The organism is Paraburkholderia sp. AV2 (assembly GCF_054968425.1).
Map to the genome: position 1 here is coordinate 1 of NZ_JBANLK010000053.1, position 11317 is coordinate 11317.

Below are 11317 nucleotides of genomic sequence, written 5' to 3' on the forward strand. Positions count from 1 at the left end.
GTGCCGCCCCGCACAGGGGCAACCCTGGCAAACCACCACGAACACAAGGAAACGCCAAAACAGCACAAGAACTGCGAACCAAACATCAAGGCCGCACGGCAACAATAGCAGTTGGGTCATCCACAACAGGCTGCACAACAGCCGCCATATCTGCCGGCTGCGCCGCCCGACAAAGCGCAGTAAGCCAAAGATCATCCCCATGCGGCGAGACACGCGCCTGCCCTTGTTCGACCACGAGCCGCCAGGTATCGTCCGGCAGCGAAGCGCGATAGAGCACACGGTAATCGGTACGACCGGCAATCGCCTCATCCACAGCCGCATTGCGCGCGGCGCGATCATCGGGATGAATATGCTTCGTAAGATCTGCATAATGACGCGGCCCCGCCGCGGGCGCGATGCCGAACAGGCGGCACCATTCGTCCGAGACCAGCAGTTCGTCCTGGTTGCGCAGCCAGCGCCAGGCGCCGAATCCCGCCATGCGCTCGGCGTCGTTCAGCAGCAGCACGCGCCGCTCCAGCGCGCATTCCGCTTCCTTGCGCGTGCTGATGTCGATGGTCGTCCCCACTACGCGCACGGGACGCCCGGCGTCGTCGAACAGGGTGGCCAGACGCGATTCGATCCAGCGGATCTGGCCGTCCGGCCAGATGATGCGGAAGTCCCACGTGCGCGGGGTATGGCTCTCCACGACTTCCTTCAGCGCTTCCGCATTGAGCCAGAGCGCGTCTTCCGGATGCAGGATCTCCCAGAACTCGTCGTTGGTGCGGATCTCGCGTCCGTAGAGCCTTGAGCAGTTGCTCGAATAGATCAGCTCGTCGGTAACAAGATTCCATTCCCATGTCACGATGCCCGCCGCTTCCTGCGCCTGCTTCATGCGCGCTTCGTTCGACACGATTTCGGCCGTATGGCGCCGGCGCAGGTCGGTCATCGGAAGCTCGGTCTTGCCGCCCAGGCCAAGATCGGTCACGGCGTCGTCGCCGTAGCGCAGCCAGACCCAGTTCACGTCGAGGAACGCGGCAAGGCGGCGCAGGTTCGAATAGTCGATCTCTCCCCCGCGCGTCCATTTGTGGACCGCGGGACGCGAAATGCCGACGGCGTCGGCCACCTGCTGCAGACTCAACTTCTTGTGCTCGAGCAGTACCTTGAGACGGAACGCGAACGTTTCCTCGGACATCCAATTCCCTTTATGACGGATCGCGCGGTCGAGCGAAAAAAGCAGAAACGGCGGCCTACGCGCCTGGCCGCCGATCGGGCCGGACGTATGCCGCCGATGAGTTGCCGATGAGCCGCCGATGATGGACGAACCGCACAGCTCGGACAGGGTCCGAACGCGACTCGCCGTAGTTTAACGGATCGGCGACCCCGCCGCCCTAGAGGTCGATCACGAGCCGCGGCGTGCGCGAGCGCGAAACGCACAGCAGGATCGTCTTCTGCGCGGCCTTTTCGTCGTCGTCGAGATACTGGTCGCGGTGATCGGCTTCGCCTTCGAGGATCGCGACCTCGCAGGTGCCGCATACGCCCTCGCGGCACAGCGACTCGACCGTCACCCCGGCGCGTTCGATGGCCTTGAGGATGGTTTCGTCTTCGCCGACCGTCAATTCGAGGCCCGACTTCGCGAGCACCACGGTGAAGGCCTTGCCGGCCGTGTCCGTGGCCGCGAACTGTTCCGAATGGAGCTGCGCCTTCGGCCAGCCGAGCAGGGCGGCGTTCGCGTAGACCGCGTCGTTCAGGCCTTGCGGGCCGCACACATAGACGTGCGCGTCGGACGGCAGACTCTTGAACAGCTTGAGCAGGTCGAGGCGCTGGCCCTCGCTGTCCGCGTAGCAATGCACGTTGGCCGCATGCGGGCCTTGCCTGAGTTCGTCCACGAATGCGCCGTGCTCGGGGCTGCGGTAGGCGTAGTGCAGCTCCAGCTCGTGCGCGCCGGGGGCATGCTCGGCCAGTTGTGCGAGGAACGGTGTGATGCCGATGCCGCCTGCAATGAACACATGATGGCGCGCGTTAGGTGCGAGTTCGAACAGATTGGCGGGCGAACCGATCGCCAGCCGGCTGCCCACCTCGACCTTGTCGTGCATGAATGCGGAGCCGCCGCGCGACGCCTCTTCGCGGCGCACGGCGATCTGGTAGCGGCGCGTATCGTGCGGCGAGCTGAGGAGCGAGTAGGCGTTGTGATGCCACGTGGCGCCGTCTTGCATCGAGACGAGCACGTGGGCGCCGCCGGTAAACGGCGGCAGGGGCGCGCCGTCCGGCAGCGCAAGCGTGAAGCGCTTGATGAGCGGCGTGAGCGGCTCGATGGCGACGACTTCGACGGTGATCGATTCGCGGGCGTTCATGATGCTTTCCTTGACCGCGGGCCGGGCGGCGCACGCATGCCACATGAGGTGCGCGACAGATGCCCCGGTAATGGTTGTTCTGGATTCCTGAAGCGCGGATGCGGCGCGGGCCGCATCCGCTGGCGGCTCAGTGGGTCACTCAGCTCGCCACGCCGGCCATGCAGAGGTACTTGATCGACAGATAGTCTTCGATGCCGTACTTCGAGCCTTCGCGCCCGACGCCCGACTGCTTGACGCCGCCGAACGGCGCCACCTCGTTCGAGATCAGGCCCGTGTTGATGCCGACGATGCCGTATTCGAGCTGCTCGGCGACGCGCCAGATGCGGCCGATATCGCGGCTGTAGAAATAGGCGGCGAGACCGTAGATCGAATCGTTCGCAAGCCTGACCACTTCGGCGTCGTCCGAGAAGCGCACGATGGGCGCGACCGGTCCGAAGATCTCTTCGCTGAGCACGGCCATCCCGGGCTTCGCGTCGGCGAGCACGGTGGGTGCGTAGAAGTTGCCGCCGCGCGCATGCGCCGACCCGCCCGCGAGCACGCGCGCGCCTTGCGCCACGGCGTCGCGCACGAGACCGTCAACCTTCTCGCGTGCCGCTTCGTTGATCAGTGGTCCTACGTTCACGCCTTCGGCAAAGCCGTCGCCCACGTTGAACGCTTCCACGCGCGAAGCCAGCCGCCGGCAGAACTCGTCGTACACGCTGTCGTGCACGAAGAAGCGGTTGGCGCAGACGCAAGTCTGGCCCGCGTTGCGATACTTCGAGAGCAGGGCGCCGTCGATGGCGGCGTCGAGGTCCGCGTCGTCGAAGACGATGAAGGGCGCGTTGCCGCCGAGTTCGAGCGAGACCTTCTTGACCGTATCCGAGCACTGGCGCATGAGCAGGCGCCCCACTTCCGTCGAGCCCGTAAACGTGAGCTTCTTGACGAGCGGGCTGCTCGTCATTTCTAGGCCGATCTCGCGCGACTTGCCGGTCACGACGTTGATCACGCCCGGCGGAATGCCGGCCTGTTCCGCGAGGGCGGCGAGCGCGAACGCGGAGAGCGGCGTTTCGTTGGCCGGCTTGATGACGATGGTGCAGCCCGCGGCGAGCGCGGGCGCCGCCTTGCGGGTGATCATGGCGGCCGGGAAATTCCACGGCGTGATGGCCGCGCAGACGCCCACCGGCTCGCGCGTCACGACGAGACGCTGATCGGGGTTCGGGCTGGGGATCACGTCGCCGTCAATGCGCTTGGCCTGTTCGGCGAACCATTCGATGAAGGACGCGGCGTAGGCGATCTCGCCCTTCGCTTCGGCGAGCGGCTTGCCTTGCTCGCGGGTCATCAGCGTGGCCAGTTCGGTCTGGTTGCCCATTACGAGGTCGAACCAGGTGCGCAGAAGCCGTGCGCGCTCCTTCGCCGTGAGCGCGCGCCAGGCCGGGAAGGCGCGGTGCGCTGCCTCGATGGCGGCGCGCGCCTCGCCGGCGCCCATGTTCGGCACGCGGGCGAGCCATTCGCCGGTGGAGGGGTTGTGGACGTCGAGCGTGGCGCCGTCTTCGGCGTCGCGCCACTGCCCGTCGATATAGGCCTGCTGGCGCAGCAGGCCGGGTTGTTGCAGCGAAGTCATGCAGTCGTTCTCCCTGATGTGAACAGGCCTTGGGTCAGCGTGCTTCAGTCCTGGTAGTACTGCGCGATCAGGTTGTGGAAATGGGCGATGCCGTGCTCGCTGATGCCGCTGCGCTGCGGGTCGACCATGATGCGGCCCTGGCCGCGATAGCCGCGCGACTTGAGGCCCTTTTGCACGCTTTCCACGAGACGCAGATCTTCCGGACGGAACACGGTGCGATACCACTCGATCAGCTTCTGCTGCTCTTCGGTGGGCTCTTCGTTGAGGAAGTAGATGTCGTAGTGCTGTAGCGTGACTTCGGCGTTCACGGGGAACTCGTAGATCACGGTCATGAAGTTGCTGCCGGGCGGCACGTTGAACATCGTGCAGGGCCAGGCCCAGTAGCCGTGGAACGACGGGTCCGTGATCGAAGGATCGAGCTTGAACGAGCGCTCCGACGACTGCGCATGACCGAACTGGACCGTCCAGTTGCCGTGCAGCGTATGCGTGTATTTGTCGACCCGCACCGAGTCGGAGAAGCCGGGGTGCGCGGGACCGCAGTGATAGCACTCGAGGTAGTTGTCGACAATCGACTTCCAGTTGGCCGGCGTTTCGGTGACGAAGCGCGCGGCGAGCTTGAGGTCGTCGATGACGGGGCAGGCTTCGCGCATGCTCGCTTCGAGGCCGGGCAGTTGCGATTCAACGTTGCCGGCGTCCGGATTCAGGTTGATGAACACGAAGCCCGCATACTCCTCCACGCGCACCGGGACGAGCGACGAGTTTTCCTTGTCGAATGCTTCCACGTGGTCGCAGTTGTTGGCGTGCGCCAGTGCGCCGTCGAGCTTGAACGCCCAGGCGTGATACGGGCAGGTGATCACGTTCTTCGCCTTGCCGTTGCCTTCCAGCAACTGGTGGCCGCGGTGCGGGCAGACGTTGTAGAACGCGCGCAGCACCTTGTCCTTGCCGCGCACGACCAGGATGCTTTCCCCAATGATTTCGCGAGTGATGTAAGCGTTCGCTTCGGCGAGCTCGCTACGGTGCCCGACGCAGATCCACGCGTTTTCGAAGATCTTCTTTTCTTCGACCTTGTAGACCGACTCGGCGGTGTAGTAGCTCGCGGGGATGGTCCAGGCGAGATTCGGGTTCGAGCAGAAGTCGGCCGGGAGCTTCGGCAGTTCGGATTGCTTGTGGAATTCGATGGGAAGGTAGGTCATAGGGGTCCGCCACTCAGAAAGATTAACTGATAGTTACTATAAAACCAAAGGTTAACGAGAATATAGGCGAACTATGGGCCGAGGGGGATCGGGGTTATCCCTTGACTAGCATGAATTTAGTGGGGTAGATCGATGCATATTGGCTATTCTTGTGTTCGATCACCCCGCCCGCTTGTTCTGGCTCAAGGCGACGTGATTTTCCGGGATGAGTCAATAGGAGGATGCGATAGTGAGCCGTCTGCTTCGAAGTTGCGTAGCATTGTTAACTGATAGTTCATCGTTAACCTTAAGCTAACTTCGCCGCGGTCGAAGCGGGGTATTCCTGCACCGGTCCGGCGTCGCAGGTGGTCTGGCGCACCCGCGCGCCGCCACCCCGCATCTGGAGGAGACATGTCACACGAGGCCATTGCCGACGCGCTTGCCAACGAGCCTGTGCGCGCTAAATCCCGGATCGAGTCGCGCTCGATCGATTACGTGCCGCTTGCCGAACGAAAGGGCAAAGCCTGGCACCTGTGGCCCGTCTGGTTTACGGGCGACGCGAATCTGGCCACGATCGCCGCCGGCGCGATCGGCGTCAGCATGGGCGGCAATCTGCTATGGAGCGCGATTGCGGTGGTGCTCGGCAACGTGCTGGGCACGTTCTTCATGGCGTTCCATTCGAGCCAGGGGCCGCAATTGGGCTTGCCGCAGATGATCCAGTCGCGGCCGCAGTTCGGCTATATGGGCGCGCTGCTCGTCTGGGTGGTCGCGCTCGTCACCTACGTGGGCTACAACTCGTTCAACCAGCTCATGGCGGGGCAAACCGCCCATCAGTTGCTCGGCACCGAGCCCCATCTGAGCTATATCGTCTTCACCGTGATCGCCGTCGCGCTCGCGGTGTTCGGCTATGACCTGATACACAAGGCGCAGCGCTGGCTGGCCTTTGCGCTGCTCGCCGCGCTCACGGTCTTTAGCATCGGCGTCTGCGTGAAGGTGCCGTTTCCGGCCGGCCAGTTGAGCTTCGCCGGCTTCAAGACGACGCCGTTCCTCGTGCAGCTCTTCTCGGCCGCTGCCTATCAGTTGTCGTGGTCGATCTACGTTTCGGATTACTCCCGATATCTGCCGCCCACTACCGGTGTGCGCGCAACCTTCTGGTGGACCTTCCTCGGCGCGCTGATCGGCGGCGTGTGGATGATGCTCGTGGGTACCGCCGCGGCGGCGTTCAACGTGAAGATCGACATTTCGAACGCCGTGCAGCAGGCGGGCGACGCCATTTTCCCCGGCTTCGGCACGGTTACGCTGCTGCTCTCGCTGCTGGGCTTGCTGGCGATCACGGGTCTGAACTTCTACGGCGCGTCGCTCACGCTGCTCAGCATCACGGACTCGTTCAGGCCGGTCAAGTCGAATGCGGCCAAGCGTATCGTGAGCCTGCTCGTGGTGGCGATCGTCGCGACTTCGCTGGCGTTCTCCGCGTCCGATCACTTCATGGACAAGTTCGGCGACTTCCTCGGCATACTCGGCTATCTGTTCACGCCGTGGACTGCCATCAATCTGGTCGACTTCTTCATCGTGCGTCACTCGCACTACTCCGTGCGGGAGATTTTCAATCCGCGCGGTATTTACGGGCGCTGGAACTGGCGCGGCCTGACCGCCTACGCCGTGGGCTTCGTCGCGATGATTCCGTTCTTCAAGACGGACATGTACACGGGCCCCGTGGCCCGCGCGCTGGGCGGTACCGACATCGCGATGCTCGTGGGCCTGCCCGTGGCGGCGCTCGTCTATCTGTGGACCTGCCGCTCGCTCGACATCGAGAAGGAGCGCCAGCTCGTGCGCGAAGCCGACCGTGGCCTGAACTGATCCCGGCCGAGCGCGATCGGCTATAGTTTCACACCGTCTTCGACGACCACGCAGGCCCCCCGCGGCCTGCACGAGCGCCCCGATGAAAGTCCCCGTCACACCCGAACTCGACGACCTGCGCGTTTTCTGCACGGTCGCGCGCAAGGCCAGCTTCAGCGCGGCCGCCGAAGCGCTTTCGGCGTCGGCGGCCTATGTGAGCAAGCGCGTAGCGGTGCTGGAAGCGAACCTCGGCACGCGGCTCCTGCATCGCTCGACGCGCCGCGTCGCTGTGACGGAGGCGGGCGAGCGCGTCTACGCGTGGGCGGAGAAAATTCTCGACGACGTGGACCATCTCGTGGAAGACGTTTCGACGACGCGGCGCATACCGCGCGGCACGCTGCGCATATCGAGCAGCTTCGGCTTCGGGAGGACCTGTCTTGCGCCCGCGCTGGCGGACTTCTCGGACCGCTACCCGCAGCTCGACGTGAGGCTTGAAGTGTTCGACCGGCTCGTGGACGTGGCCGGCGAGGGTTTCGACCTCGACGTGCGCATTGGCGACGAGATTGCCGGGCATCTGATCGCGAAGCGTCTCGCGTCGAACCATCGCGTGCTATGCGCGGCGCCCGCGTATCTCGAACGGCACGGCGCACCCAAACAGGTCGCCGATCTCGCCTCGCACGCATGCCTCGCAATCAAGGAGCGCGATCATCCGTTCGGCGTGTGGCGGCTCGACGTGAAGGGGGAAACGGTTTCCGTGAAGGTGCGCGGCCCGCTCTCGACCAACCATGGCGAAGTGGCCGTTCAATGGGCGCTGGCCGGGCGCGGCGTCGTGCTGCGTTCGATCTGGGATGTCGCGCCGCTGCTCGATAGCGGGCGGCTTGTGCGCGTGCTGCCGGGCGTCTCGCAGCCGGCCAACGTGTGGGCGGTCTATCCGGCGCGGCTTGCGCAGTCGGCGAAAGTGCGGGTGTGTGTCGATTTTCTCGAGCAGGCGTTTGCCCAGCTCGGTCTGGGTACCGGCGGGCAGGAGCCTGCGTGCGAATGACGGAAAAGCGCGAGCGACGGAGCAGTCAATCGCCGTCGGCGCCATCGAGTTCCTTGCGCTCGCGGCGCTCCTCGTTGCCGCGCCGCGCGCGCATGCGCTGGCGTGACAACACGGCGATGACCTCGCCGGTGCTGGCGTGCGGGGGGATTTCGTTGCGGATCACGTTGGCCACCATCGGCAGCCCCTGGCGCTGACGCTTCAGCGCCCGCGCAATGGCCGTGCGGCAGGCCTGGCCGTGGCAGTCCCATTCGTCACGAACTTTTCCGCAGTAACGGCATTTGTCCATAACGTCAAGTTTAACCGGAATTCCCGCGTGCCTTCGGGGTGGGATCGCGCACCGGGCGCGACGGCGAACCCGACGCCCGCGCATGGCGTGCCACGATGCCCACGAGGATATTGGCCGCATCGCTCATCTGGCGCGGGTCGCGATGGATCAGCCCGATATCGCGATGGAACGTGTGATGGCCGAGATCGACCGCGCGCACGCCGGCCGGCCAGCGGCGATACTGGGCGGTCTGCGGCAGCAGCGCGGCGCCCACGCCGTTCTCGACGAGCCGCACGATCGCATCGAGTTCGTCGAGCTCGCAGATTTCGCGCACGGTGAGTTGCATGCGGAGCAGGAAGCGGTCCACCTGCCGGCCGCCGAACGATGCGCGGTCGTAGCGGATGAACGGCAGCGTCGTGGCGAGCTCCATCCAGTCGCGCCCGCGCGTGCCACGCGGCACGACGAGCCGGAACGGTTCGTGCGCGAGCGGCGTCCAGTGCAAATCGCTTTGCAGTGCGAATGGTGGTCGAATGACGGCGGCGAGATCGAGTTCGCCGATGTCCACCATGTTGATCAGTTCCGACGACAGGCCCGGAACGACACGTGCCTGCGCTCCCGCGCACTGGCGGAAGAATTCGGCGAGCGCATCGGGCAGCAACGCGCGCTGAACCGAGGCGATTGCACCGACGTTGAGCCTCACCGCTACCGTGAGATCCACGCTGACTTCGCTGAGGCCGGCATAGAGGCGGAGCACTTCCTGAGCCTGCACGAGAATCTGCTGCCCGCGCGCGTTCAGCCGGGCCGTACGGCCTTCGCGGTCGAACAGCGCGAAGCCCAGTTCGGTTTCGAGGCGCTGCATCTGCGCGCTGACCGCGGCCTGGGTGAGGCCGATTTTCTGGCCCGCAGCGGCGAACGTGCCCTCGCGGGCCACGGCGATCAGCGTTTTCAGTTCACGGATCATTCACAAATTTCCTTTGTATGTCCGAAAACTATATATTGATTTTATTTTCGACCGCGGGTGTCTACCATCGTTTCATTTCCTCCGGAGCCCACCATGAGTCTTTCCCCGTTTCATCTGGCCATTCCGGTCTACGACCTTGCTGCTGCGCGCGACTTCTACGGGCGGGTGTTCGGGCTGAGCGAGGGCCGCTCCAGCCGCGCCTGGGTGGATTTCGACTTCTACGGGCATCAGCTCGTTATCCACGAGCACCCCAGGACGGCCTCGCAGGAGCATGCGCATACCAATCCCGTGGACGGCCACGACGTTCCCGTGCCGCACTTCGGCATCGTGCTGCCCTGGGACCAGTGGGAGGCGCTGGCGGAGCGCCTTCGGCAGTTCGGCACGAAGTTCGTGATCGAGCCTTACATTCGCTTTCAGGGGCAGGTGGGCGAGCAGGCCACGATGTTCCTGCTCGACCCTTGCGGCAACGCGCTGGAGTTCAAGGCGTTCAAGGATCTTGGGCAGTTGTTCGCGAAGTGAGTGCGCGGCCGCCGTACGACGGAGCGCGCATTCGGACCTGACGGTTCAGGCGCGCTTCGCGGCCTGCGCCATGCCGCGCACAACGTGCTTCATCAGCTTGCCGGTCGGCGTGCGAGGCAGGCTCTCCAGGACGAGATAGTCCCGCGGAATCTTGTACCGGGCGAGGCGCGCCGCAAGAAACTCGCTGAGCGACTGCGGGTCCACCTGTGTGTCCGCCTGCGGCACGACCACGGCCACCACCGTTTCGCCCCATTCCGGATGCGGGCGCCCGATGACCGCCACGTCCTTGACCGAAGGATGCGCGAGCAACGCGTCTTCCACCTCCTTCGAGTAGACGTTCTCGCCGCCGGTAATGATCATGTCCTTCTCCCGGTCGACAATGAACAGAAAGCCGTCCTCGTCCCGGCGGGCGAGGTCGCCGGAACGATACCAGCCCTCGCAGAACGCACTAGACGTGGCCGCCTCGTCATCGAGGTAGCCTTGCATCATCGAGTCGGCCTTCAGCCAGATCTCTCCCACTTCGCCTGCGCCCGCGTCGCCGCCGTCCTTGCGAACCAGCCGAAGATCCACGCCAGGCGTGGCCACCCGGCCGATCGATCCGGCCTTGGCGAGTTGCTCGTCCGGATACAGTACGGTGCCCGAAGGACCGGTCTCGGTCATGCCGAACACCTGAAAGAAGTTCTCGCTTCGATACACCTCGGCGAGGCGTCTCGCGGTGTCCGGCCCGATCGGACCGCCTCCGTAGATCCATGCACGGACCGAATCGAGCCTGAACTGCTGGACGTCGAGGCTCATCTGCAGAGGCAGCAGATAGGAGACCGGCGCGCCGAAATACAGCGTCACCGCTTCGTCCTGAACGGTTTGCAAAAAGTGCCGCGGGTGGTACTCGCGCAGCAGCACCACGGTGCCGCCGACGAGTAGCGTACCGAGCATCCAGTTGTTGAGCGGCGATGAATGCCAGAGCGGCATGGCGATCAGCGTGCGCTCGTCGCGTGTCATCGAAAGCGCCAGCGCGCTCGTCGATGCCGCGACGCACGCGCCGCGATGGCTTAGCAGACAGCCTTTCGGCCGTCCCGTCGTTCCCGACGTATAGAGTATTTCCGCGATCTCGTCCTCTTGCCCCGGTTCGCCGGAAAACGGGCGCGCTTCCTTGGTTGGATCTCCGTTCGGATTGCGGATCAGAGCGTCGAGAAACGCAGCGCCAGCTACCGCGCTATCGGTGCTCATCCTGGCGACGGGCGTTTTGATCGCGTCCATGACAGGGGCCAGCGCGCCATCGAACAAGCACAGCCTCGCGCGGGCATGCGCCAGTATGTATTCGACCTCAGGCGCCTGCAGTTTGTGGTTGACGGGAACGACGACCGCGCCGAGACGCCACACGCCCAGCATCGCGATGACGAACCCGGGGGTGTTCAGGCACATGAGCGCTACACGGTCGCCGTGCCGTACCCCATGCTGCGCGAGAACCGTCGCGGCACGCCGCGACAGGTCGTCGATCGCGGCATAGGTGTAGCTCGCGCCGGCATAGCGCAGCATCGGCTTGTGCGGGTATTTGCGCACATTGCTTTCGAAGAGGGAAAGGATGTGCATGG

Annotated in this window: 10 protein-coding genes; 3 read left to right on the forward strand and 7 right to left on the reverse strand. The window is 64.6% G+C overall.

Annotated elements, in window-relative coordinates; all coding sequences use genetic code 11:
- Positions 1–85: 85 nt before the first annotated feature.
- The 4 genes from V8683_RS26370 to V8683_RS26385 form a co-directional block, all read right to left on the reverse strand.
- Entirely contained in the window at positions 86–1171 is a 1086-nt protein-coding gene (locus V8683_RS26370) for a PAS domain-containing protein (RefSeq protein ID WP_411193403.1), read from the reverse strand.
- A 196-nt stretch (positions 1172–1367) separates the two neighbouring features.
- Positions 1368–2330, reverse strand: a complete 963-nt coding sequence (locus V8683_RS26375) for a PDR/VanB family oxidoreductase (RefSeq protein WP_411193402.1) — start codon at positions 2328–2330, stop codon at positions 1368–1370.
- A gap of 139 nt (positions 2331–2469) precedes the next feature.
- A complete protein-coding gene (locus tag V8683_RS26380) occupies positions 2470–3930 on the reverse strand; it encodes an NAD-dependent succinate-semialdehyde dehydrogenase (protein ID WP_411193401.1) in 1461 nt (486 codons plus the stop codon).
- A gap of 44 nt (positions 3931–3974) precedes the next feature.
- On the reverse strand, positions 3975–5123 hold the full coding sequence (locus tag V8683_RS26385; RefSeq protein WP_411193400.1) for an aromatic ring-hydroxylating oxygenase subunit alpha: 1149 nt from the start codon (positions 5121–5123) through the stop codon (positions 3975–3977).
- 390 nt (positions 5124–5513) lie between these two features.
- Here V8683_RS26385 and V8683_RS26390 point away from each other — a divergent pair, with 390 nt between their 5' ends.
- On the forward strand, positions 5514–6959 hold the full coding sequence (locus V8683_RS26390) for a purine-cytosine permease family protein (protein ID WP_411193399.1): 1446 nt from the start codon (positions 5514–5516) through the stop codon (positions 6957–6959).
- A gap of 82 nt (positions 6960–7041) precedes the next feature.
- Positions 7042–7980, forward strand: a complete 939-nt coding sequence (locus V8683_RS26395) for a LysR family transcriptional regulator (protein ID WP_411193398.1) — start codon at positions 7042–7044, stop codon at positions 7978–7980.
- Between the two features lie 25 nt (positions 7981–8005).
- On the opposite strand, the gene V8683_RS26400 is transcribed toward V8683_RS26395, so the two are convergent.
- Positions 8006–8266 (reverse strand): hypothetical protein, encoded by a 261-nt coding sequence (locus V8683_RS26400; RefSeq protein WP_411193397.1) that lies wholly within the window; start codon positions 8264–8266, stop codon positions 8006–8008.
- Between the two features lie 10 nt (positions 8267–8276).
- Entirely contained in the window at positions 8277–9206 is a 930-nt protein-coding gene (locus V8683_RS26405) for a LysR family transcriptional regulator (protein WP_411193396.1), read from the reverse strand.
- Positions 9207–9299: 93 nt separating this feature from the next.
- On the opposite strand from V8683_RS26405, the gene V8683_RS26410 reads away from it, so the two are divergent.
- The gene (locus V8683_RS26410; RefSeq protein ID WP_411193395.1) at positions 9300–9725 is read left to right on the forward strand and encodes a VOC family protein; all 426 of its coding nucleotides are present in this window, start codon (positions 9300–9302) and stop codon (positions 9723–9725) included.
- Positions 9726–9770: 45 nt separating this feature from the next.
- On the opposite strand, the gene V8683_RS26415 is transcribed toward V8683_RS26410, so the two are convergent.
- On the reverse strand, positions 9771–11315 hold the full coding sequence (locus V8683_RS26415; RefSeq protein ID WP_411193394.1) for a class I adenylate-forming enzyme family protein: 1545 nt from the start codon (positions 11313–11315) through the stop codon (positions 9771–9773).
- Between the last annotated feature and the right edge of the window lie 2 nt (positions 11316–11317).

Bases quoted from the DNA above. Each gene is read 5' to 3' on its own strand.
- V8683_RS26370 (WP_411193403.1), bottom strand. From the start codon at position 1,171: ATGTCCGAGGAAACGTTCGCGTTCCGTCTCAAGGTACTGCTCGAGCAC.
- V8683_RS26375 (WP_411193402.1), bottom strand. From the start codon at position 2,330: ATGAACGCCCGCGAATCGATCACCGTCGAAGTCGTCGCCATCGAGCCG.
- V8683_RS26380 (WP_411193401.1), bottom strand. From the start codon at position 3,930: ATGACTTCGCTGCAACAACCCGGCCTGCTGCGCCAGCAGGCCTATATC.
- V8683_RS26385 (WP_411193400.1), bottom strand. From the start codon at position 5,123: ATGACCTACCTTCCCATCGAATTCCACAAGCAATCCGAACTGCCGAAG.
- V8683_RS26390 (WP_411193399.1), top strand. From the start codon at position 5,514: ATGTCACACGAGGCCATTGCCGACGCGCTTGCCAACGAGCCTGTGCGC.
- V8683_RS26395 (WP_411193398.1), top strand. From the start codon at position 7,042: ATGAAAGTCCCCGTCACACCCGAACTCGACGACCTGCGCGTTTTCTGC.
- V8683_RS26400 (WP_411193397.1), bottom strand. From the start codon at position 8,266: ATGGACAAATGCCGTTACTGCGGAAAAGTTCGTGACGAATGGGACTGC.
- V8683_RS26405 (WP_411193396.1), bottom strand. From the start codon at position 9,206: ATGATCCGTGAACTGAAAACGCTGATCGCCGTGGCCCGCGAGGGCACG.
- V8683_RS26410 (WP_411193395.1), top strand. From the start codon at position 9,300: ATGAGTCTTTCCCCGTTTCATCTGGCCATTCCGGTCTACGACCTTGCT.
- V8683_RS26415 (WP_411193394.1), bottom strand. From the start codon at position 11,315: ATGCACATCCTTTCCCTCTTCGAAAGCAATGTGCGCAAATACCCGCAC.